Genomic DNA, 22,928 nt, shown 5'->3' with positions numbered 1-22,928 from the left:
GAACATTATGGACAAACAAGCTTGCAAAATACTGGGTTTTGAATTCATAGGGCTGGATGACATTGCCTTAGTGGGGGGCAAAAATGCCAATCTGGGTGAATTAAGCCATATGCAAAATATCAATAATATTTTGGTTCCCCCTGGTTTTGCCTTAACCACAGTTCTGTATCGTGAATTTATTGCCAACAACAATCTTGGGGAAATGATCCAGCGCGAGTTAAGCGCCTTGACAAACCAGCAACACGATCTTAGCACTACCGGTACCAACATCAGACTGGCCATTACCAAGGGCGAATTTACTGAGCCACAAAAACAAGAGATTGCCGATGCCTATCAAAGCCTATGTGACAAAGTAGGGGTACAAAATTGTGATGTGGCTGTACGTAGTTCTGCCACAGCGGAAGATTTACCAGAAGCAAGTTTTGCCGGACAACAGGAAAGCTATCTAAATGTGCAGGGCGTCGAGTCGCTGCTTTCCAGCTGTCGATTATGTTTTGCATCGTTATACACCGACCGGGCGATAGCCTATCGAGAAAAACAACAGGTCAGTGAGCAAGGCATTGCCTTGTCCGTAGGCGTCCAGCAAATGGTTCGTTCTGACGTGGCTTGTGCCGGGGTGATGTTTTCTGTGGATACAGAAACCGGGTTCCCGGATGCAGTGTTAATAAACGCATCCTGGGGCCTGGGGGAAACCGTAGTAAAAGGCAGTGTGACCCCAGATCGCTATATGGTTTTTAAACCTCTGTTGGCCAACAAGCTTACTCAACCCATCATCGAAAAGCGTTGTGGCAGTAAATTGTACAAGATGATTTATCACCCAGGTGAAGGTGATATTCAGCATACCCCAGGCAGAAATCCTTCTGTTGGGTTCACCAGAACTATGGCTACCAGTCAACAAGAGCAACAGACCATGGTCCTTAGCGACGACGACATTCTGTTGTTGGCAGGCTGGGCTGTATCTATTGCTACTACTTATGGCCGGCCGATGGATATTGAATGGGCAAAAGATGGTGTAAACGGCAATTTGTATATAGTACAAGCTAGGCCTGAAACCATAACGTCGCGCAAAGATCGTAATTTGTTGAAAACTTATCGACTCAAACAAACATCGCTATTACTCGCCCAGGGTGCCAGTGTGGGTAATGCCATTGTATGTGGCAAAGTCTGTTATTTGAAAGACCCTGCGGAGGCCGACAAATTTCCAACCGGTGGCATATTGGTCACCGAGCGCACAGATCCCGATTGGGTACCTGTGATGAAGCGGGCCGGGGGGATAGTCACCGATTCAGGGGGGACCACCAGTCACGCAGCAATAGTCAGCCGTGAACTGCAAGTGCCAGCGATTGTGGGAACGGGCTCGGCCACCCAAACCCTTACAAACTTGGTAGAAGTCACCCTCGATTGTGCCTCCAGTTCAGTAGGGAAGGTGTATTTAGGAGCCTTGGATTACGACGTGTCAGTTATCCGAGTGAATGAGATACCCCACACCAAAACTAATGTCATGATTAATATCGCGGTACCTGATGGGGCTTTGCGTTGGTGGCAGTTACCCTGTGCTGGCATAGGTTTGACCCGCATCGAGTTTATCATTAGCGGCATCATAAAGATCCATCCCATGGCATTGGTGCATCCAGAGCTGGTGTCTGATCCGGCGGTAAAACTGCAAATTGAGCAGATCATTATGGGTCATGCCAGCGGCGCAGAATATTTTGTCGATACCCTGGCCAGAGGAATAGGAAAGGTGGCGGCATCCTGTTACCCCAGACCTGTAGTGGTACGATTCTCCGACTTTAAATCAAACGAATATAAAAAACTTATCGGGGGAGAATATTTTGAACTGGACGAAGAAAACCCTATGATTGGTCTGCGTGGCGCGTCCCGTTATTACCACCCGAGCTACAAAGAAGCGTTTTTGTTGGAATGTAGTGCCATTAAAAACGCCAGGGAAAAGATGGGTTTTAGTAACATTATTGTCATGATCCCATTTTGCCGGACGGTAGAAGAGGCCGATAAAGTATTAGCTATTATGGCTGAATGTGGTTTAGCTCGCTCCGAGGAAGGACTGCAGGTATATATGATGTGCGAAGTGCCATCTAACGTCGTGTTAGCCGATGAGTTTGCCCAGCGTTTCGATGGTTTTTCCATCGGTAGCAACGATTTAACCCAACTGGTGTTAGGTGTGGATCGTGATTCAGCGGAGATAGCGCACTTATTCGATCCAAAAAATCTGGCTCTGACCAGAATGATCCGCGAGGTTATCAAAGTAGCCCACCAGCATGGGGTAAAAGTCGGGATTTGTGGCCAGGCTCCCTCAGATTATCCTCAATTTGCTGAGTTTTTAGTTAACTGTGGTATTGATTCAATTTCTCTCAATCCGGATTCGTTTGCTACCACTATTAACAGTATTGCCAAGGCGGAAAAGGAAATGGCTAATGATAAAGCTAGTGCTTAGTCGCCAAAACCTTAGTGATTAGTTCGACCATTAGTCAGCTGTACAACGTTGTCATATAACGTTTTTTTTGCGTGGGATATTCGCCTTACTGCTGGTTAGGCAGGTAATACATATGCGGGCCAATGTCAGCAGGCATTTGTCCCACAGCAAATAATCAGGCTAATGCTTTTAGCCGTTCAGATATATGGTAGTTAATGTCGACAAATTACGAGGTGTTATCTTACCCCTCTCCCATAACAATGATATTAGGTTGTTGGCTGCGCCTATATTTACTTACCCCCTGACGAGCGCTAACGAAAATAGCGTTTACGCTTGCATCCAATAGGTTGATGCCGTGCGGTTGGCAGTGCTATGTGTTTGGTTAATGTGTTTACCTATTGTAGTCGATTAGCGATTAGGCTGTGTGATGTATGACGGGGTCGATTAGGTATTTACCGTAATAAATTAGGCACAATATCTAATGGCGTGATTGCTAGATAATGCATAGGATTTATCCGTTGGCAAAAGTTAACGGTGGGTACGCAAGGTTAAGTAGTCTGCTTTTTTTATCCAATTACTTGTTATTTTAGAAATGAGGATCCGAAATGATTTCGTATTTATTGCAGCAATCCACTACTTGTAAACATTGTTCGTTGTCTGGTGCTTGTCTGGGCAGTGTCGATCAAACGTCGTTACGACCGGGCATAAAATCCCATCGTATATACCACAAAGGGGATTCCTTGTTTGTGGAGGGTACAGTTTTTAGCGCACTTTTTATCTTACGCTCAGGTTCAGCCAAGAGCTCAATATCGTCTGTAAGTGGTGATGAACAAATTACCGGTTTTTATTATCCAGGGGATCTAATGGGTTTGGACGGATTTGATCGTGGAACTCATGTGCACAGATTAAATTTTTTAGAAACCAGCAGTGTGTGTTGTATTGGCTTAGGTGAGCTCGATAATGCTATTTGCGAATCAGCCCAAATGCGGCATAAATTATTACAAGGCATGAGTCATGCTCTGATCGATGAGCAGGGGCTGTTACTGAGCCTCAGTAAAATGACCTCAGAACAACGTTTGGTCAAATTTTTGTTAGATATTTCAGCGCGTTTTGAAAAAAGAGGACTGTCCGGTAAAGAGTTTATCCTGAGTATGACCAGAATTGATATTGCGAATTATCTTGGCATGGCCATAGAAACGATCAGTCGATTGTTAACTAAAATGCAAACGTTCGGTGTGATTGCCGTCGAGCACCGAAAAATCACCCTGCTGGACAGCAAAAAACTGCAAGCTTGCCTCGCTGGGGAGTGTGATATTTCCGCTCTTGTGGCCTTACCGACAAAATCCAATAGGGCACCTTTACTGCAATCGCTGTCAGCGTAAATCCTGGTTTTTCTAATCACGACTGACTATCGCAGCTACAAGGGGGCGGTGTGCTAGGCATAACATTCCGGATATTAAGCATTGTTTACAAGTTCACTGCTTTTGAGGTCTAGTGGTTTGGCGCCATCGTTAGCATTGCGGGTGCATGTTGGAATTAGGGGCTTTCACCGAGTGTTTAAAACAGTCTTGTCGCCACAAACAGGCTAATTGATCACAACAGCCTTGGTAGGCTGTGGCGAAACAATCGAAATTTCCTTCGGTGTGTTGGATAAGGTGAATTAAGGCCATTTTATTCAGCCCTCGGGATTTGAGACCATATTGTTGATGTCTTTGACCCGCATAACGGGGCTCCTGTAACACTGGGCATAACGTACCCCAAGTATAAAAGCTCAGGGGTAGGTCAAATTGACGCTGATCAAGAGAGATGGATGTTTAAGTAAAGCGATCTCAAGTATGCGGTGCTATGCGTTCCCCATTGTTTAGCCCGGATACAACTTCAACTTGGCCATCATAGCGTTTCCCGAGGCGCACAAATCTGCGTTTTAACTGATTTGCTGTCACTACCCACACCATCTCAAGTTGCCCATAGCTATGCACGTATTCAACGGGAATTTGAATTTGTTGTTCTTCGCCTAACCCTATGTCCATACGGGCAAACATACCGGGTAATAAAGCTTCATCAAAAGCGATATCTGCTTTAACCACAAAGCTGCGAGCGTTCGGATCAGCAGCGGGGATCATTTCCGATATAGTGGCCGGTATCTGTCTGTTCAGGGCATCCACTTTCACCATGACTTTTTGACCTAATGTCAACGTGACCGCCAGTGCCTCTCTCACATCAGCTTCAACCAACAAGGAAAGAGGATTATACAAAGACAGCAGTGGTTGCCCGGGAGAGGCCATATTGCCTGGCTCGGCGTTGCGATCGACTATACGCCCGTCGATTGGGGAGCGAATTTTGCTGTAATTCAATGCGGTAGAGGTCTCTTTCTCGGATTGTTTGGCAGCTTGTAAGTCCGACATTAAGCGGGTGAAATTTGCCTGGGCTTTATCCAAATCACTACTTGAAACTAACCCCTGTTTACGGATATTTTGGGTACGTTCAAGTGTTAACTTAGCCTCATCCAGCAGCGCCTGTATTGACGCTATTCTAGCTGTTGCCTGTGCCACCTGAGTATTGAGTGCCTTATCATCTAAACTGATTAATAGACTGCCTTTTTCCACTCTATCGCCGGCCCGAACGTGGATTTTTTCAATACGAGCCATAATACGACTGGCAATTTGTGTCGTTTCCCGGGCTCTAATTCCAGCCGGAACAGATTCAGTGCGCTGCACAGGTTTAACCGTCACCGTCAGTAGGTTTTGCATATTGTCTGCGGACAATACCTGGGTATCCGGGGCCACTTTGCTAGTAAACATTCCGGCCATCCAGGCAACCGATAGCAGCAGTATGACCGCTGCCAATAGTGGTGCTGCGATTTTTGTTAACGCTGAACTCATAATTTAACCTCCTGTGAATGTTGGCTGGGCTCCTCAACGAAGACCAGATAATAGACCATTGGCACGACAAATAAAGAAAACAGGGTGGACGCCACGATGCCAAAGATAATGGCCAATGCCAGGCCGCTGAAGACCGGATCCAGGGTGATGATTAAATTGCCTAACAAGGTTGTGCCAGCAGTGAGTAACACTGGGCGCATACGCACCGCTCCCGCTTCGATAAGGGCCTCTTTAATAGCCATGCCTTGCTTGCGTGCAAGGTCGATAAATTCAACTAATATTAATGAATTACGTACTACTATCCCCGCCAAAGCGATCATGCCAATCATAGCAGTGGCAGTAAATAAAACCGGGTCGGGAGCATCGGCTATCGTACGTTCACCAAACTGGTTCATAAGATAGAAACCCGGCATGATACCGATAATCGTCAAAGGAATAGCTGACATAATAATCAATGCCAGGGCAGTGCTTGCGGTTTGCAGCCTGAGAACAAAAAAGATGCCAACCAGGGCAAAGGCAAAGGCGATGCCCATGTCACGAAATACGTCCAAAGTGATGAGCCACTCGCCTTCACCTGAAAAATCCAGATGTGTGCCCTGGGGAATGTGCCAGGCAATACCTCCGCCTGAAGATAAATAGCTGCGATCTTGCCAATCCTGGGAGTTGTTGTCATCCGCGGTATGTTTGGTATCCTCATCAACCAAATCACTGCTGATATCAGCAATGACCTCGGCTGGGGTTCTACCGGATAATTCGGCGGTGACATAGATAACCGGCCTAAGATCTTTGTGCATGATAGGTTGCGATGCCCGCAGCGATTGCCATTTTCCCAATTCGCTGAGGCTGACCAGGGCTTGGGGAGCGGGTACCAGTCCAAATCCTGCATCTTGTTGCGCCACACCTATGCGACCCTTTATGCCCAGGCCATTAAGATCAGCAAGTGAGTTGCCAATCGCAAAGGGTAACTTGAGCAGGATGGGCACGGGGTAGGCTTCATCTTCTTGCTGATACGTGCCTGCCGCAAGGCCCGCTACGCCTATAGCGACGGTTTGATTAACGTCTGTGGTGGAGATACCAGATAATGCGGCTTTTTGTTTGTCTACCACAAAACGGGCGATTTCAATTGGGGTGTCTAAGGTGCTGTCCACTTCAACTACGTGGGGTTCTTGTTGCAGACGTTTTATGACATTGCTTGCACCGCGTATATGGGTTTGTTGATCCACAAAGGGATCGGCGTATATCTCTGCCACCAAGGTACTTAATACGGGGGGACCAGGTGGAACCTCGATCACTTTGAGTACAGTGTTAGCACGTTGCAATGGCGCGAGTAACTTTCTGAGTCTTAGCACGACTGCATGAGATTGATGTTGGCGCAAATCTTTATCTATCAAAGTGATCCTAAGCTCACCCAAGTTGGCTTGGGTACGCTGATAATATTGTCTAACCATACCATTGAAATCGATCGGCGAAGGTTGGCCTATATAGGCACCAATGGCCTTGACTTCAGGTAATCGCTTGGCGATTTGCATGACTTGATTGGCCATAGCCGCAGTTTGTTCCAAAGTGGCGGATTGCGGCATGTCGATTAACACCTGGATTTCGTTTTTATTGTCAAAAGGCAAAAGTTTGAGAGGTACGCTGCGCATTAACGGCAAGATACAAGCCGCAACAAATAACCCGAGCACTACATACAAACCTATTTTCACGCGTTTTTTATTGGCAATCAGCGGGGCTAGCAGGCGCGCATAAAATATGCTCGGTAAGGCGCCTAGTTGCTCGGCAGGCTTAAGTAAACGAGCGGCTAACCAGGGGGTGATAATAAAGGCAACCAGGGTAGAAATAACCACACTGACTGGCACGTTAAAAGCCATGGGTGCCATATAGGGCCCCATCATGCCAGTAATATAAGCCAAAGGTACAAAGGCTAAGATTATAGTAATTGTCGACATGATCAGGGCCGGGCGAATTTCCGACATTGCGGCCACAATGCGGCTGTTTTTATCGTTATCACCGGGGATGGATTTTTTATTCAAAAAGCGGCTGATATTATCTATGCCGGTTATCGGATCGTCTACCAATAAACCCAAGGACAAAATCAGGGCAAACAGTGTCACGCGATTAATGGTATAGCCAAATAACAAATCCAGCAGCAAGGTCAGGCCGTAACAGACCGGTACTGCCAGGCCGACCACCACAGCAGGACGCCAACCTAAAAAGATGCCAATAAACACCACTACTGTGAATATCGCAAAAGCTAAACTTGAGGTCAGATTGTTGACCTTTTCATTGGCGGTTTGTCCGTAGTTTCTAAGAACTTCAAATTGCACTTCCTCTGGCAACAACGTGAGTTGCAGTTCGTGCAGTTTATTGATCACATCAGCAGCTACAGCCACGGCATTACTGCCTTTTTGTTTGGCCACACTGATAGTCACCATGGGAAATTGTGCATCAAGTGATGGTGATGACGGCTCACTTTGGGCGAACTCCAGCCATTGATAAGCCTTAACAGTGTCTGGACCATCAACGATTGTCGCCACGTCTTTGAGTAATACAGCTTTGCCATTAACCACATTAACTGGCAAATTCGCCAATTCATCCAGATCACGCAGCACATCGCCAGATTCAATTAATACCGCGTCACCTTCGACAATCAAACTGGCGGTCTTGAGTAATTCGTTTGATGTTCTCAGCGCCTGATATACGTCCAGTACACTGGTTTGTCTGGCGTTTAATGCCGGGGGATCCACCAGGATTTGTATGCTTCGAGGCCTGCCTCCAATGACCTTAACTTCACTGGTGTGGGCGATCCCCTGCAGTAAGGTCGCGACCTCTTGGGCCATACGCCGCAGAGAGAAATCGTCATAACGTTGGGGATCAGTGCTATATAAACCCAGCACCAATATAGGCACATCGTCTACTTCCACAGGTTTAAGCATCCAGTTGGATACCACTTTAGGGATCTTGTCTTGGTTGGAATACAGTTTGTTGTAAGTATTGAGTAGGGCGTCCTCACGATTTTGGCCCACAAAAAAGCGCAGTGTCACACTCAGTTTTCCGTCCATCGAGGTGGAGTAGACATGCTCAACGCCGGGGATCTGTGTTAACAAATTCTCCAGCGCTACTGTGGCCTGACGCTCTACCTGACGGGCCGATAGATTAGGTACCTCTACCCAAACATCGATCATGGGCACGACTATTTGTGGCTCTTCTTCCCGTGGCGTAAAGTTCAGGGCAACCGCACCTGCCACCAATGCAAATAAAAACATAAAAAAGGGCAGCCCACCTTTTAGTGAGTAGCTAACCAGTTTGTCCAGTGGATGTTGTGTCACCCGATGTGCTCCCTTTTCAAGTTGTATAGGCCGTTAAACACAGAAAAACTCATACAGTTTTTGGATGATCGCTTTGACTCGATTATCTATCACTGAATAGTAAATAGTTTGGGCATCTCGTCGGGTCGCCACCAGATCATGTTTACGCAGTGATGCCAGATGCTGAGACAGTGCTGACTGGCTTAAGGGCACGATCTGGCTTAATTCAGTCACGCTGCATTCTTTGTCAATCAGGCTACACAGGATCATCAGACGATTTTTATTTGCCAGCATCTTCATAAATGATTCTGCCTGACCAGCGTTTGCGGCCAATTGATGTAGATCCATAAAACGTTATTCCTTTGCCCTAAACTGAGTTGACTTATTATAGGGAGTATATTAGATTTGTCTAATATTAGTTTTTTCTAATATAAAATGTAAATCAATAGGAGAAATAGCAATGACAGTCAATCAAGCGTTAAGGTTAGTTGCAGGTATAATGATCTTGGTATCCTTGGGCTTAACCTATTTTGTGCACCCTAACTGGATATATTTCACGGTGTTTATCGCCCTAAATCTCATGCAATCGGCGTTTACCAACTGGTGCCCGATGATGAGCATTCTCAGAAAATCAGGATTAGAGGACTAAATAATGCTTAAAACCATCCCCCAACTTTTAACAGAAGCGAGACAAAATGTCAGGTGCCTTACCGCGCAAGCTGCAGTGAGTGAACGCAGTCAAAATAATGGCTTGTTGATTGATGTACGGGAGCCAGCGGAGCATATAACCAAGCCAGCATTCGGTGCGATCAACGTTCCCCGAGGTCTGTTGGAAATGAAGATGCTGGATCTGGAAAAAGACCCCAATCGACCTATTTATTTGCATTGTGCTACGTCGGCTCGGGCAATTCTAAGCGCCGAGCAACTGGCCAGAATTGGTTATCAGAATGTGACTGTGATCACTTGTGCTATGGATGAAATTCAACAAGCCTGTGAAATGACATCAACGGGTTAGCGTAGTTGTCGCTAGCTTTGCCCGATATGCTCAAATCTGAGTTTTGGTCTGTGGTTTCAGTGGCTGGTGAGATGTTTGTACCAAGGCGGCGACATTAGCCGCCTCAGGTGCAAAAAAATAGCAACTTGGGAATAGTTACCTATGATCATCATCGGTTTGTAAAGGGAAGGGTAATATCAGCCGATTTCCAGTGCCACTTCGAGTCTGGTTTTTAAAAACCATTACCTTAATTAGGGGCGATTTTTGCCAGTCATTACACACTGAGTACCGCCACATAGACTGTTTAGATATTAAGGTTGTATTTACTGCGTAGCCATTCCAGCATCCATTTTTTTTGTTTATCCGGTATCTCGGTAGAACGTTTATATAAACGGGTAGCCGTATCCCCAGTTACCTGTATATAGGAGCCAAGTACCGCATCTTTTTCGGCGAGATACTCCGGGTCCTGAAACATAGCTTCTATTGCCTTGTGATAGGCGTTAACGATTTCGTCAGGCGTAGAAAGGGGCACGACCAGCAGTTTTTGTGCCGCAAAACCCAAATTTTTAAAAGCTGTCCAGCTGTCCCAGCCGATCCCCACGGGGACCCGACCATGCAGACTTTGATATACCTCTTTGATGGTTGGCAAATCAGGAAACTGCGGATCCCGGATCATTTTTCCATTTTGATCCAGTGCACCCAGGGTAAAAAGAGGTATGGCGCTGCCAGCTTCGACCATAGGTAATATATTTTTGATGTAAGCAGAAGACGTTTGAAAATCGATGTTGGTATTACCGCGTTCAAAGGCTAGTCGTCCTGCTTCTCTGCCACGAATGCCAAAAATCGGTGTCACATCTAAACCCAGTAACTCGAAACCTAGCAATAATACCAGATCGAACGACGTCGTTCCCTGACTACCATAAAGCAGTTTCTCAGTTAATAATTGTTCAATTTGACTGGTATCTTTAATCCCAAACTTAGACGTAGTGTAGACTACCCCACCGTTTGCATAGACCATCAAAACCTGCCAGTTTTTGTAATCATATCTGACTCTTGGGTCGCCTAATACAAACGGAAACTGAGTCGAGGCGGAGGTGCCAAGTAGCGATAATCCATCTGGATTGGCTTTTTGCGAATAGCGATTTGCAGCCTTGGTGGAGCCACCACCCGGAATATTTTTGACGATTATCGTGGGTTTTCCAGGTAAGTGTTTAGATAAAAATGGGGCATTAAAACGCGCCCAAGTATCGGCACCTCCATTTATCTTAAAAGGCACAATCCATTCAATTGTTTTACCACTAAAATCCACCTCGGCAGCCGCAATTAATCCACTGAATATGACCGCCAGTGGCGAAATAAGACACATGATCTGCTTGCTTAACTTATACATTTTATTCTACCCGTTTGACTTTGATCACTCTGGTGCTTAGTCCAATACGTAAATCAAAACTGCCCAATGTTCCTGTGGATAAGGTAGATACTACAGGTTTGTTTTTGGGTACCGAAATATATTTCGCTTCCAGTTGTTGCCACACTTGGCCATTTGCGAAATAAAATGTCCATTTGCCATATTTATTTTTTTTTGCCGCTCGTAACGACAAGTTAATCTTACGTTCTGCTGCTTGATGTTGGGCAGGTCCTAAGTATTTATTACCGAATTGTTGGATCTCCTTAATGTCAGGGATTACCTGAGCTTTTGATGTTTGGGTTGTGGTGACAAGCCGAGGTGGTTGTTTCGTGACCGGCAGTGCGGCGACTTCGTTGGATGGTACACGTGTTTTTGATTCTATTGTTACTGGTATTTTCAGCCATTTATCATAACAATTGACCCTTTCCTGAGGGGGGACAATAGCGGTACAGGTGTGTAAGCGTTGCATCAATAGTTGACTGTACTCAACACCGGTTGCGTCGGCGATAAAAAACACCCCGGCGCCAAGGGCCAGGATGGTTTTATTGATAGAAACTCTATATAACCGCGCTAGTGGCTTGTGTGGCGCACTAGCGTATATTATCCGTTTAAAAATATCGGGTCTCCATAATAGTTAGAAGCTTGATTTAGCTCGTAAGTATACTACTCTGCCGCGAGGATCGTGTACCTGACCGTCAAAGGCGATACGCTCAGCTATTGCAGGTGGGTCTCTATCAAACAGGTTATTAACACCAAAAGTGAAGCTAGTGGTCCCGCTTGTAATACCATCTAGGGTGATAGTGTACTGGGCATCGACTAAGGTTTGACTGGCAATATCTACACCGACCGAATCTGGGGTTTCATCCCGATAATCACTTATATAACGAAGATTTAATCCCGCTGTATGGTCTTCGCTGCGCCAGGTAAAGCCAAAATTAGCACGAAGTTCAGGTATGGAGCCAAACCCAATAAAGCGATTGCGATTACCCGCCCCATCGAAGGCATTGCCAGAACCATCCTGATCGATATCAAATTTTGTCACATAGGTGGCATTACCGTTTAACTGTACGTCGCCGCCCATAATATCGTCAAGCACATACAGCGCTGTCCAATCTAATCCGGCCGCTTTTACTTCACCAATGTTTACAAAACTTGAAGTGACATTATTTAATTGCCCCGCAGCGTCTCTGAATACTCTGGGATCAGGTTGAAACGTACCTGTTGAACATTCGTTGTCGACTATGGTTTGGAAATCTTCTCCCGTCTGGATCAGATCCTTATAGTTATACACAAAATAATCCATTGAAGTGGTAAAGGCATTTTCACCTTCATACACAAAACCCAAATTATAATTAGTGGCGCTTTGTGGATTTAAATCGCCACCAGTGGTTATCTGCGCCGCGTTAAATGGTTCGGCTTGGTCTCTACAGGTGTCACCGACCTTTAAACCGCGGGCGAGATCATCTAGACCACCTGAACCAACCGCTCCGGCGACATTACGAATAGAGGGCGCCTGAAAAGAAGTACCCCATGAACCGCGTAATAATACAGTGTCCGTGGCTTGATATCTTACGCCTACTTTAGGATCGGTGGTGTCTCCGCCTTCTCCTTCACCATAATCTTCATAACGTAAGGCCAGTTGGAATTCCAAATCATCCCCCGCTGGCACAATGGCTTCAGCGTAGACGGCATATACATCTTGTTTAGCACCGATGATGGAAAAAACCGGGTCGGCACGTCCATCAAGTTGGAATTCAGATAAACTGTCCGCCACATCAGTGAATTCAAATTCACGCCATTGGGCACCAAATGCCATAGTTACCATGTCACCGCTGCCGATTTCAAACATGTCGCCGCTGACAATCATTTCAGCCACTTTTTGCACTGACTCGGCAGTAAATGTGCGGTTAGACGAGAAAGAGTCTAGTCCACTGGCGGTATTTCCCGCCACGCTAATATTATCTTTCACCGAGACCGCATTCGGCTGGGCAGATGCAAAGCCGAACGGATTCCAATTACCTGAAAGATTTGCTCCGGCATAAGCATCGGCGTTATAGCTGCGTGGTTGTGAATCGGTCATTTTGGTTCGTGCGTACATATAGGAGGCGTTTAAACTTAAGTCATCGGTCAATGCCATATCTAAACCGACTACGGTACGGGTATTGTCAAATTCACGCACTATATCTTCTGCGTTCGCCCCGTCGTAGGCCGAGGTTAAGGGACGTTGACGTACAATTACATCAACCGCTTGGTTGGGAGCAGCGGCCACCGCAGCTTCGTCCCAGACTATTCCACCATTGCCATCATCGACAAAATAATTAAAGGCATGAGAGGCCGGTACAAAGAACCCCCCATCGTCGGTGGTGGTACGTAATACTGCACCACCAATGGCATCACGTACTTCGTTAGACGAGTAACTCATTTCGGCAAATAGTTGGGTTTTGTCGGATATATCATAAGAGAACTGATTAAATACCTGCAGACGTGTCTCTTCGGCAATGAGGCGGCGCTGATCGATAAAATTATATCGACAGTTAGTACCGTCAACAAAGTTACCCGGTCCGGACTCCCCACAATGTGCATCTGGCACGGTTGTGCCGGTGCGACTGTAATTACCATCAGCCCCCAGCTCTGCCAGTTGATAACGGCCGGCTCCGGTGCCAGAGACCCATTGCGAATCGGTGCTTAATCCATTGCCGCCATTGTTGGAGCGCTCTTGAATAAAATCAAACTCGCTGCGAAAATTGCCATCTTGTTGGTAATAGTTAATAAAAGATGTGAATTTACCTTTGTCGAAACTTGAGCCTATTGCTGCATTAAGCTGATAGGCAGAATTGATTGAATCACGCGCTTCTGCACCAATTTCAAAACCTTCAAAGTTACTACGGGTAATAATATTTACCACTCCACCCACCGCCTCGGAGCCATATGTCGCAGAAGCACCGTCAGTAAGCACTTCGATACGTTCGATCATATTGACCGGATATTGATTTATATCGGTAAAGAAAAAGCCGTCATCACTGGCAACGGCGGACAAGCCCGCCCGTCGTCCGTTGACTAAAGTAAGCGTTCCACTGACGCCCAGACCACGTAAGCTGAATTGCGATAAACCCTGGCGCGAGTTTTGACTGGTAGACATTTCTGAGCCGGTATTAACGGAGAGATTTTTAAACAAATCTTGAACTTGTCCGGCGCCAGAAGCCTCTATGGTTTCTAAACCCATCACCTGCACAGGGGAGGCCGTGGCAACGTCTATATTGCTGCGTCTGATGTTCGAACCCGTCACTGTGATCTGTTCAAAATGCTGGGTTTTTGGCTTGCTGTCAGTTGCTGTTTCTTGGGCAAAGGCGCTGCCACTTATGCCGACCAAATTAGCTAATAGCGCTGCACGGATGCAGTTTGACAAATGGAGTGTTCGCATTATGTGTTCTCTCTGTTATAGGATGTGCATGTGGTGGAACTAGTTATGACTTAATGTCACTATTTACATTGTTTTAACATAGTGTAAACATCTGAACTTTCAGAAACCTTTCAGCTAACGATAAAACCTCAACTTGTATAAAAATGGGTAAAACATTGCGAGCATTATTAATAGAAGACAACGACGATATTGCCGATTGCATGCAGCAATCTTTGCAGCAGATGGACATCGCTTTTGATCGATTCGCCAAAGGCCAACTGGGCTTAAATGCCAGCAAAGTTGCAACCTACGATTTACTGGTGCTGGATCTTAATCTGCCTGATATGGATGGTTTGACAGTTTTAGCCAAAATCAAGAAAGATCAACCGGAAATTCCGGTATTAATTGTCTCGGCCAGGATCAGCATCGAAGATCGGGTCAAGGGGCTGGATTTAGGTGCCGATGATTACTTAATTAAACCTTTTGATCTTACAGAGTGGGAAGCGCGAGTTCGCGCGTTATTTCGCCGCGGAAAAAATGAACGTGATATGCGCATTCAGTTTGTTAGTCTGGAGTTTGATCAGACCACGCGAGAATTCTGGCTGGCAGGCGAAGTATTAGAACTGTCACCTCGTGAAAGGTCAGTGTTAGAATTATTGATCCGCAAAAATGGCGGTGTGATGAGCAAGGAGAGCATTGCGGATCACGTGTTTAGTTTCGCTGATGAGGCTGGCGTGTCTTCCATCGAAATTTATATTCACCGGTTACGTAAAAGGCTGACCGGTTCCGCCGTCAGTATTACCACCAAGCGTGGTTTAGGTTATGCATTACAACAGGTTTCATAGTGTCGGGCGTGATAACACATGTTTAAATCTCTGCGCGCCCGACTACTCGGTTGGTTGGTTATTCCACTGTTATTTATGTCGGCAACGCATCTGTATACCTCACACTTGGACACTAAAATAACCTCTCAGAAAATTTTTGATCGGCTGTTAGTCACCCTCGCCATTAGTATTTCCGAACACGCATTGTCATCCGGCGGCGATTTATTAACTGACGCAGTGCTGGAACTGATTAGAATTACCACCAATGATAATCTTTATTATAAAGTGATCGGACCCGACGCAAGCTTTGTATCTGGCTACGAAGACATTCCAGAGCCTCCGGATGGCATTAATGTAGTAGAAAGTAACATTAAATTTTACGATGCGATTTATCTGGATCAGCCGGTCCGGGTGATTGCCATATCCGTGTTGGTGAATAATTCAGATTACGAAGGCTGGATGACGACCTTTGTCGCACAAACGTTGCACGACCGAGAAGAGTATGTGCAATCATTTTTGGTTAACGATCTTTATCGGGTGGTATTGATGATAGTTATTGCCTCAATACTACTGTTCGTTGGTGTATCTTTGGGTTTACGCCCACTTAAAAGGCTGCAAGACTCAGTACATCAGCGCTCTGAAAGTGATCTATCACCTATATCCTATGCAAATTTGCCCAAGGAAATTGCAGGCTTGGTAGGGGCACTGAATACTTTGTTGGCGCGTTTGTCAGGACATTTGCAATTAACCAAACGTTTTGTGGAAAATGCTGCACATCAATTGCGTACCCCCGTTACAGCCTTACTACCGCAAACTGAATTGGCCCTACGCAATGCGCAGACTGAGCAAGAGCGCACCTCATTGACCAAAATAAAGAAAAGCGCCGACAATATCGCACGCCTCACCCATCAACTACTTAATTTAACCTATGCAGAGTCTATATTTTTGAGTCAGTCAGAATACCCAATTATAGATCTGGCGATTATCGCCAAAACAACCTCGATCCAGTTTACCGATTTGCATCCCCAATTAGAATTAAGTGTGTCTTTGGCACCGGCTGCAATTAATGGCATTGAATTTTTTATCGAGGAGTTGCTTAAAAATTTGTTAGATAATGCCAAGAAATACAGCGACGACAAGGTGACGATCGAAGTGATGACGTATCAAACTTTAGCGCATTCGGTACTCGAAGTCCGTGATGATGGTCCAGGTATTCCACTCGACCAGTATGATCGTGTCACAGAACGTTTTGTACGTTTAGATGATCGGCAGACTGGTTCTGGTTTGGGATTAGCTATAGTCAAAGAAATAGTTGAGGCGCACAAAGGCACACTGGAATTATGCGAGGGTGTGGATAGTCGTGGAACAAGTGTTATTTGTCGGTTTCCCAGGTCAATTTAGCTGCCACTGGGTTTGGATAACAACCAATCTAGCAATAATCTGATGGATGGCCTTTGTATTTGCTCTGGCCGGCAGTAAAAATAATAACCCTGTGCATGATCAATTACCGATGCACCAATAGAATGTAACAGCTCCAGTTCAAGTAATTGTTGCACGAATATCTGTTGGGTAACCATTATTCCGGCATCGGCAGACAGCGCCTCTAATGCGAGCGCACTGTTGGGTAACACTAATTTTTTCTCGCTGGCAGGCAAAGGCACATCATTGGCTACACACCACTCTCGCCAATCGTCAGCCCTAAGGGGGGTGTCAGCGTATATAGGGGCGTTTTCTAACATGGCTTGCTGGGGGGAAAAATAAGCAGTCTTGCTGACCAAAACCAATTCGCTGGCATGTAACTTTCGATGATACAAATTAGCAAAGGTATTGTCAGATGCAAAACCTATAGCGGCATCCACATCCCTTGGCAAGTTATTGACATTGGATACCGGTTCGGTGACTAACTTGATTTTTAAAGCCGGGTGTTGTGATTGCAAAACCGTCAGCTTTGGAATAAACCAGCGTAGCGCCAACGTGCTGACCATTTTCAGCGTAATAGTATCTGGGGTTTCGCGCAGTTGGAAAGCCTTAGTGGCTTGGGCAATGCCCTGTATACATTCACTAAGCTGGGCAACATATGTCAAAGTATTTGTGGTCGGCACAATATTACGCCCAACTCGCGTAAACAACTTACCTCCCAAACTTTCTTCTAATTGTTTGATATTTTGACTCACCGCCGAGTGTGTTACAAACAGCTCTTTAGCGGCCTTGCTGATGCTTTGGTGTTTGACCACTGCCTGCAAGGTGATCAAGGCTTTGAGCGGCGGAAGTCTATGGTGATCCATGTTAAATCTCAAACCTATATGTAAGTTTTACTAATCAAATTGGTTAATAAGTGTTACTGGTATTCTGCCCTAATATCAATAAAATTAGTATCTACATTCTAACATCTAAATTCAAGCTTGTTATTTAGGTGTTAATTAAACTAACCGAATGAGTGAGTATGTCATTACCAAGCCAAGTTGAAATTCTAGTGGTTGGCGGAGGAAACGCTGGTCTGTGCGCCGCGATCACAGCGCGAAAGGCGGGAGCTGAAGTTCTACTTTTAGAGCATGCGCCACCACAAATGCGTGGGGGCAATACGCGCCACACGCGAAATTTCCGCGCCATGCATGAGGGGCCGATCAGCACGTTATCCGGTAGTTACAGTGCCAAGGAGTATCGCCAAGACTTATGGCGCGTTACCCAAGGCCACACCAATAAACCGCTGGCTGACTTGATGATCGACAAAAGCGCCGAGCTCCTGCCCTGGTTGGTCGAGCACGGTGTACATTTTCAACCTTCACTTAGCGGTACTTTAAGTTTGGGACGAACCAATGCTTTTTTTCTGGGCGGGGGAAAGGCATTGGTTAATGCCCTCTATCTCAGCGCAGAAAAATTGGGCGTTAAAATTGCCTACTATTCAGAAGTGGTAGGATTAACGATCGAGGAGGGGCTATTTACCTCCGCAACCGTGATTAATCGCGGTTTTAGCTATGACGTTAAAGCCGAACAGTTAATCGTTTCCTCGGGTGGTTTTCAGGCTAACTTACCCTGGTTGAAAGAAGCCTGGGGCGATGCAGCGGAAAACTTCATTATTCGTGGCACACCTTTTAATCGTGGAACGGTATTAAAAAGCCTGATGCAAAATAAGGTACAAACTGTGGGCGAACCATCTCAATGTCATGCGGTGGCTATTGATGCTCGATCTCCCAAGTTCGATGGCGGTATTGTCACCCGCGTGGATTGTGTCAGTTTCAGTATCGTGGTGAATAAACTAGCACAACGTTTTTATGATGAAGGTGAAGATTTCTGGCCAAAGCGTTATGCCATTTGGGGGCGTTTAGTGGCAGGACAACCGGATCAGATTGCTTATGCTATCATCGATGACAAGGTCAGTGAGCAGTTTATGCCATCGGTATTCCCGTCCATTAAAGCCAACACCATTAGCGAATTGGCGGAAAAAATTGGCTTAGATCCCCGCAAATTGCAGTACACGGTCGATGAGTATAATCAAGCGGTACAAAGTGGCACCTACGATACCAATGCTTTAGATGATAGCTGTACGCTGGGACTCACACCGGCCAAATCCCATTGGGCTCTACCTATTAACACCCCCCCATTTTATGCCTACCCGTTACGCCCCGGGATCACCTTTACTTATCTTGGTGTTGCCGTAAATGATAAGGCGCAGATCATGATGCAAACCGGACAACCCAGTAAAAATATGTACGCAGCAGGAGAAATTATGGCAGGTAACATTTTAGGTCAAGGCTATTGTGCCGGCACCGGTATGGCAATTGGCGGCGTATTTGGACGTATCGCCGGACAGGAGGCAGCATGTCAGTTGAAATAATCGATATTGTCGAAATAGACGCACTTACCGGCTCGCCCGCGGTACAGGAAGCCCGCCGGGTCATGAATATCTGCAATGCCTGTCGCTATTGTGAAGGGTTTTGTGCTGTGTTCCAGGCCATGGAGCAAAGACGGCAATTTGCTGAAGAAGATTTAGATTATCTGGCCAATTTATGCCACAACTGTACTGCTTGTTATCACGCTTGTCAGTACGCCCCCCCCCACGAATTTGCTATGAATGTGCCGCAAGCACTGGCGGCACTGCGCACTGAAACTTATGAAAAATATGCCTGGCCCCGGCCTTTGGGCAAGTTATTTGCCAATAATGGTTTGGTGGTTTCCCTGGTGGTGTGCTGCGCTTTGGCGTTGGTGATGTTACTCAGTTTTACCCTACAAGACAGCAGTGTATTACAGGGTCAACACACAGGTGCAGGGGCATTTTATCGGGTGATCAGCCATGATGTCATGGTCGGTGTAGCCGCAACCACTAGTGGGTTTTCTGCGCTTGCCTTATTAATGGGGTTTATCAATTTTTGGCGGCAAAGCATGGTGGGCTTCACTGCGTTGTTTAATCCCGTTGCGCTCTACAGAGCCACCAAAAATGCGGCCACTCTTAAATACTTAGGTGGAGGGCATGGCCAGGGGTGTAATACCGAAGATGCTTCATTTTCAAATCAGCGCAGAATATATCATCATTTTATGGCGTGGGGGTTTGTGCTGTGTTTTGCTGCCACCTCTACCGCCACCGTGTACGAATATTTATTGGGGATCATGTCACCTTTTCCCTTTTTTAGTCTGCCGGTCATGTTCGGTACTCTAGGCGGAATTGGCTTGCTCATAGGCCCGGCTGGTTTGTTATGGTTAAAACTCAAGAGTGACACTGAGGCCATGTTGGTCAGGCAGTATGGTATGGATTACGGTTTTTTAGCCCTGTTGTTTCTTATTAGCCTGACCGGATTATTATTATTGGCCTTCAGAGAAACCACAGCCATGGGGTGGCTGCTAGCCATTCATCTTGGATTTGTGTTTGGCTTCTTTGTGGTATTACCTTATAGCAAATTTGTGCATGCAATCTATCGTTATGCGGCACTGATACGCTTTGCACTTGAGCAAAAATCGTCTTAAACGGCCAAATACAGAAAGTTAACAATAACCAGAAGGGTAAAACCATCCACTATATAGCGGTGGTGATCATCAGACAGTTTTTGCAAAATCGCTTTGCCTACCCAATTCCCTGGGATAGTGCAAAGCCCAACTATGATACCTAAGGCTAACAGCTCTGCGCTGAGCAGATCGGTTGAACCAAATACCACCAGCTTGATACTGTTCATCGCCAAGGTAATGGTGGCTAGGGTACCCACAAAAGTCAGGCGGTTCATGCCCGTGCCTAATAGAAATGGCGCCAAAAAAAAGCCTGGCCCGATTACGTTACCCGCCAGCATGCCCCAAATCATACTGGCGGACGCCAATAATTTAGGCCCGGTTTTGATGTTATGTCGTCGAGCATAATATTTCATTGGAAACGACAAGATAAGAAAACACACAAACACAATAGCAATGATTTTCGGATTTAAAATACTAAACAGATAGGCGCCTAAAATTAAGGTGGGGCCACCGAACAGTAGTACCCGAGTTGCAATTTTTCGGTCAACATTTTGCCAGTAAATCAACACCCGGCTGGCATGACTAAACACCAATGCACAGGTCATCACGGGGATGGCCTGTTTAATGCCAATCAGCTGTGACAGTACTGCCGTCATGACTATACCGCCTAACATCCCTGTGGCACCGTGGAGCACTCCGGTCACAAAAGCACCAACAATAATAATCAACCAAATCCACAGGGAAAGCTCGGTTAGCAGCGCCACTATTGTTTAACTTTACGGGTGAGCATGGACACTAATTTACCACCAAACAGTGATACAACTAACATTACCAGAATGAAAATAGTCACGGGACGCTCTAGCAGATAACTCCATAAGCCACCGCTTATTTGGTAACTGAAAATTAGAGACTCTTCCGCCATCCCACCGAGTAAAATACCAATAACCGCTGCCGGTACCGAATAGTCGAATCGTTTGAATAACCAGCCAATCAACGAAAATACCATAACAGTAACGGGGCCGGTTAAATCACCCGTGAGTCCGAAGGCACCAAATACGGCAACGGCGAGCACTGAGGGAACCAGATAATTCATTGGCACTTTAACGATATTCGCCAGCAGTGGGATAAACATAAGCCCTAATATTATCAACAAAAACGCCTGACCAAAGTTGGCAAAAATAATGGCATACACCACATCAGTTTGTTCCCGAATAAACTGCGGACCACCGGTTATGTTGTGCATAGCAAAAGCAGCCAACATAACCGCAGTTGCGCCGCCTCCAGGAATACCAAGGGCGAGTAGGGTGGCCATTGATCCCGCTTCGGACGTACTGTTGGCCGCCTCTGCTGCCACAATGCCTGCTGGATTTCCTTTACCAAAGGATCCGGGGTTTTTGGCTTTACGTTTGGCTTGAATATAGGATATTAAACTGGCGACCGATGAGCCTACACCTGGCACTGCACCGACAAAAACACCAATTAAACTACCGCGAATGAGAGCCACTGGATAGTGAAACGCATGCAGAAAACCGGAAAATATCTTTCTTACACTGACTTTACGCAGTGCTTTATCTTCCACCAAATAGTGGGTGTTGACCAATTTAAACAATTCTGATGCGGCAAACATACCCATCATGGCCGGTATGGCGGGTATGCCATCAAGTAAATACACGCTGCCCATGGTGCCTCTGGCAACGCCTACTTCGCTGTAACCCACTGTGCCGATCAATAGACCCACTAAGCCCGAAATGATCCCTTTGTTCAGATTGGCGCCGCTTAAGCTGGCGATCAAGGTAATGCCCCATAAAATCACTGCCGCCATTTCAGCGGGACCCAATTTCAGCACCATTTCAGAAATAGGGCCAATCAGAAAAAACAACAAGCCGTAGCCTATTATAACGCCTATGCAGGATGCCCCAAGACCTATACCCAGAGCAGTATTATGCTCCCCTCGTACCGACATTGGATAACCATCAAAGGTGGTAGCTATGGAAGACGACGTACCTGGGATATTCATCAGGATGGCAGGTATGCTGCCACCAAAGCCACCACCGGTAAAAATACCGGTTAAAAATAACATAGCCTGCATAAAATCCATGTACAGCGTCAATGGCAGAAAAATAGCCATTGCCATGGATATTTGCAAACCGGGTATGGCACCAAAAATCAATCCGATCAAAATGCCGGGTATGACGATTAACCAAACAGACAAGTCGGAAAAAAGCAGCCCAAAACCGGCAATAACATCATTCATATTCATTGTGCATTTCTCCTGTTAGTAGGCAGTTGGTAAGATCAGCATAGGCATAGGGTAGGGAAGCATTGCCGAGAAAAACAACGACATAAGTAAGGCAAAACTGATGCTGTAACCCAGTATCCACCTTATGCGTCGCTCTCCATGCAGCCACAAAAAAGCACAGATAAACGCAAAGGTGCCCACATCAAACCCCAACCACTCCAGAGACAGGACAAATAATATAAACAAGACGATGACTGGCAACATGCTGGCAATAGGATCAAGATCAGGCGGAGGCTCATGCAAGCCCCGTAGTTGGCTAATAAATTCAACCAAACATAGTACTAGTACCAAGATAGAGACGGGCAAAATCAAGATTAAATTGGCAATGTGACTGGATGCGCTGTATGCATCAAACAAATACCAGACCACTAGGCCAGATAAGGCGAGCAGAACCACTAAATCAGCTTGTTGGTGGCGGGTGAATTTTAAGGCTATTTGATTCAT

18 protein-coding genes are annotated in these 22,928 nt (G+C 46.0%); 8 read left to right on the top strand and 10 right to left on the bottom strand.

What is annotated here, in order from left to right; translation table 11 throughout:
* Nucleotides 1-7: 7 nt before the first annotated feature.
* Together ppsA and AC3RV5_RS14000 are read left to right on the top strand one after the other, a co-directional pair.
* The gene (ppsA, locus tag AC3RV5_RS14005) at nt 8-2,452 is read left to right on the top strand and encodes a phosphoenolpyruvate synthase (RefSeq protein ID WP_489728246.1); all 2,445 of its coding nucleotides are present in this window, start codon (nt 8-10) and stop codon (nt 2,450-2,452) included.
* Between the two features lie 584 nt (nt 2,453-3,036).
* A complete protein-coding gene (locus AC3RV5_RS14000; RefSeq protein WP_489728245.1) occupies nt 3,037-3,813 on the top strand; it encodes a helix-turn-helix domain-containing protein in 777 nt (258 codons plus the stop codon).
* A 447-nt stretch (nt 3,814-4,260) separates the two neighbouring features.
* Here AC3RV5_RS14000 and AC3RV5_RS13995 read toward each other — a convergent pair whose 3' ends face one another.
* The 3 genes from AC3RV5_RS13995 to AC3RV5_RS13985 all read right to left on the bottom strand — a co-directional run bounded on the left by AC3RV5_RS13995 (nt 4,261) and on the right by AC3RV5_RS13985 (nt 8,969).
* Complete coding sequence (locus AC3RV5_RS13995; RefSeq protein WP_489728244.1) at nt 4,261-5,313, bottom strand: efflux RND transporter periplasmic adaptor subunit; 1,053 nt, start codon at nt 5,311-5,313, stop codon at nt 4,261-4,263.
* Complete coding sequence (locus AC3RV5_RS13990; protein ID WP_489732166.1) at nt 5,310-8,579, bottom strand: efflux RND transporter permease subunit; 3,270 nt, start codon at nt 8,577-8,579, stop codon at nt 5,310-5,312. The genes AC3RV5_RS13995 and AC3RV5_RS13990 overlap by 4 nt, the downstream gene beginning before the upstream one ends.
* 96 nt (nt 8,580-8,675) lie before the next feature.
* On the bottom strand, nt 8,676-8,969 hold the full coding sequence (locus AC3RV5_RS13985; protein WP_489728243.1) for an ArsR/SmtB family transcription factor: 294 nt from the start codon (nt 8,967-8,969) through the stop codon (nt 8,676-8,678).
* 112 nt (nt 8,970-9,081) lie between these two features.
* On the opposite strand from AC3RV5_RS13985, the gene AC3RV5_RS13980 reads away from it, so the two are divergent.
* Together AC3RV5_RS13980 and AC3RV5_RS13975 are read left to right on the top strand one after the other, a co-directional pair.
* A complete protein-coding gene (locus AC3RV5_RS13980; RefSeq protein ID WP_489728242.1) occupies nt 9,082-9,270 on the top strand; it encodes a YgaP family membrane protein in 189 nt (62 codons plus the stop codon).
* Between the two features lie 3 nt (nt 9,271-9,273).
* Nucleotides 9,274-9,636 (top strand): rhodanese-like domain-containing protein, encoded by a 363-nt coding sequence (locus AC3RV5_RS13975; RefSeq protein WP_489728241.1) that lies wholly within the window; start codon nt 9,274-9,276, stop codon nt 9,634-9,636.
* A gap of 283 nt (nt 9,637-9,919) precedes the next feature.
* Here AC3RV5_RS13975 and AC3RV5_RS13970 read toward each other — a convergent pair whose 3' ends face one another.
* From AC3RV5_RS13970 to AC3RV5_RS13960, 3 genes are all read right to left on the bottom strand, one after another.
* Nucleotides 9,920-11,005, bottom strand: coding sequence for a Bug family tripartite tricarboxylate transporter substrate binding protein (locus AC3RV5_RS13970; RefSeq protein ID WP_489728240.1), 1,086 nt, complete (start codon nt 11,003-11,005; stop codon nt 9,920-9,922).
* 1 nt (nt 11,006) lies between these two features.
* Nucleotides 11,007-11,540, bottom strand: a complete 534-nt coding sequence (locus AC3RV5_RS13965; RefSeq protein WP_489728239.1) for a hypothetical protein — start codon at nt 11,538-11,540, stop codon at nt 11,007-11,009.
* A 117-nt stretch (nt 11,541-11,657) separates the two neighbouring features.
* Nucleotides 11,658-14,444 carry a TonB-dependent receptor gene (locus AC3RV5_RS13960; RefSeq protein WP_489728238.1) on the bottom strand — a complete coding sequence of 929 codons (2,787 nt, stop codon included), beginning with the start codon at nt 14,442-14,444 and terminating at the stop codon, nt 11,658-11,660.
* A 155-nt stretch (nt 14,445-14,599) separates the two neighbouring features.
* On the opposite strand from AC3RV5_RS13960, the gene AC3RV5_RS13955 reads away from it, so the two are divergent.
* Together AC3RV5_RS13955 and AC3RV5_RS13950 are read left to right on the top strand one after the other, a co-directional pair.
* Nucleotides 14,600-15,268 carry a response regulator gene (locus AC3RV5_RS13955; RefSeq protein ID WP_489728237.1) on the top strand — a complete coding sequence of 223 codons (669 nt, stop codon included), beginning with the start codon at nt 14,600-14,602 and terminating at the stop codon, nt 15,266-15,268.
* 18 nt (nt 15,269-15,286) lie between these two features.
* Complete coding sequence (locus AC3RV5_RS13950; protein ID WP_489728236.1) at nt 15,287-16,648, top strand: sensor histidine kinase N-terminal domain-containing protein; 1,362 nt, start codon at nt 15,287-15,289, stop codon at nt 16,646-16,648.
* On the opposite strand, the gene AC3RV5_RS13945 is transcribed toward AC3RV5_RS13950, so the two are convergent.
* On the bottom strand, nt 16,645-17,532 hold the full coding sequence (locus tag AC3RV5_RS13945; RefSeq protein ID WP_489728235.1) for a LysR family transcriptional regulator: 888 nt from the start codon (nt 17,530-17,532) through the stop codon (nt 16,645-16,647). The genes AC3RV5_RS13950 and AC3RV5_RS13945 overlap by 4 nt on opposite strands.
* Before the next feature lie 158 nt (nt 17,533-17,690).
* On the opposite strand from AC3RV5_RS13945, the gene tcuA reads away from it, so the two are divergent.
* Nucleotides 17,691-19,082 carry an FAD-dependent tricarballylate dehydrogenase TcuA gene (gene tcuA, locus AC3RV5_RS13940; protein WP_489728234.1) on the top strand — a complete coding sequence of 464 codons (1,392 nt, stop codon included), beginning with the start codon at nt 17,691-17,693 and terminating at the stop codon, nt 19,080-19,082.
* Nucleotides 19,067-20,206 (top strand): tricarballylate utilization 4Fe-4S protein TcuB, encoded by a 1,140-nt coding sequence (gene tcuB / locus AC3RV5_RS13935; protein ID WP_489728233.1) that lies wholly within the window; start codon nt 19,067-19,069, stop codon nt 20,204-20,206. Before tcuA ends, tcuB begins: the two co-directional genes overlap by 16 nt.
* On the opposite strand, the gene AC3RV5_RS13930 is transcribed toward tcuB, so the two are convergent.
* The 3 genes from AC3RV5_RS13930 to AC3RV5_RS13920 are packed head-to-tail and all read right to left on the bottom strand — an operon-like array spanning nt 20,203 to nt 22,928.
* The gene (locus AC3RV5_RS13930) at nt 20,203-20,889 is read right to left on the bottom strand and encodes a sulfite exporter TauE/SafE family protein (protein WP_489728232.1); all 687 of its coding nucleotides are present in this window, start codon (nt 20,887-20,889) and stop codon (nt 20,203-20,205) included. The genes tcuB and AC3RV5_RS13930 overlap by 4 nt on opposite strands.
* A gap of 59 nt (nt 20,890-20,948) precedes the next feature.
* Nucleotides 20,949-22,445 carry a tripartite tricarboxylate transporter permease gene (locus AC3RV5_RS13925; protein WP_489728231.1) on the bottom strand — a complete coding sequence of 499 codons (1,497 nt, stop codon included), beginning with the start codon at nt 22,443-22,445 and terminating at the stop codon, nt 20,949-20,951.
* 15 nt (nt 22,446-22,460) lie between these two features.
* Entirely contained in the window at nt 22,461-22,928 is a 468-nt protein-coding gene (locus tag AC3RV5_RS13920; protein ID WP_489728230.1) for a tripartite tricarboxylate transporter TctB family protein, read from the bottom strand.

Source organism: Paraglaciecola sp. IT1134 (assembly GCF_058068185.1).
Note: the sequence above shows the minus strand (reverse complement) of the source record. Positions and strands in the feature narration are given on the sequence as shown.

What these genes read in the sequence shown, in the direction of transcription:
- ppsA (WP_489728246.1), top strand. Translation starts at nt 8, where the DNA reads ATGGACAAACAAGCTTGCAAAATACTGGGTTTTGAATTCATAGGGCTG.
- AC3RV5_RS14000 (WP_489728245.1), top strand. Translation starts at nt 3,037, where the DNA reads ATGATTTCGTATTTATTGCAGCAATCCACTACTTGTAAACATTGTTCG.
- AC3RV5_RS13995 (WP_489728244.1), bottom strand. Translation starts at nt 5,313, where the DNA reads ATGAGTTCAGCGTTAACAAAAATCGCAGCACCACTATTGGCAGCGGTC.
- AC3RV5_RS13990 (WP_489732166.1), bottom strand. Translation starts at nt 8,579, where the DNA reads ATGTTTTTATTTGCATTGGTGGCAGGTGCGGTTGCCCTGAACTTTACG.
- AC3RV5_RS13985 (WP_489728243.1), bottom strand. Translation starts at nt 8,969, where the DNA reads ATGGATCTACATCAATTGGCCGCAAACGCTGGTCAGGCAGAATCATTT.
- AC3RV5_RS13980 (WP_489728242.1), top strand. Translation starts at nt 9,082, where the DNA reads ATGACAGTCAATCAAGCGTTAAGGTTAGTTGCAGGTATAATGATCTTG.
- AC3RV5_RS13975 (WP_489728241.1), top strand. Translation starts at nt 9,274, where the DNA reads ATGCTTAAAACCATCCCCCAACTTTTAACAGAAGCGAGACAAAATGTC.
- AC3RV5_RS13970 (WP_489728240.1), bottom strand. Translation starts at nt 11,005, where the DNA reads ATGTATAAGTTAAGCAAGCAGATCATGTGTCTTATTTCGCCACTGGCG.
- AC3RV5_RS13960 (WP_489728238.1), bottom strand. Translation starts at nt 14,444, where the DNA reads ATGCGAACACTCCATTTGTCAAACTGCATCCGTGCAGCGCTATTAGCT.
- AC3RV5_RS13950 (WP_489728236.1), top strand. Translation starts at nt 15,287, where the DNA reads ATGTTTAAATCTCTGCGCGCCCGACTACTCGGTTGGTTGGTTATTCCA.
- AC3RV5_RS13945 (WP_489728235.1), bottom strand. Translation starts at nt 17,532, where the DNA reads ATGGATCACCATAGACTTCCGCCGCTCAAAGCCTTGATCACCTTGCAG.
- tcuA (WP_489728234.1), top strand. Translation starts at nt 17,691, where the DNA reads ATGTCATTACCAAGCCAAGTTGAAATTCTAGTGGTTGGCGGAGGAAAC.
- tcuB (WP_489728233.1), top strand. Translation starts at nt 19,067, where the DNA reads ATGTCAGTTGAAATAATCGATATTGTCGAAATAGACGCACTTACCGGC.
- AC3RV5_RS13925 (WP_489728231.1), bottom strand. Translation starts at nt 22,445, where the DNA reads ATGAATATGAATGATGTTATTGCCGGTTTTGGGCTGCTTTTTTCCGAC.
- AC3RV5_RS13920 (WP_489728230.1), bottom strand. Translation starts at nt 22,928, where the DNA reads ATGAATCAAATAGCCTTAAAATTCACCCGCCACCAACAAGCTGATTTA.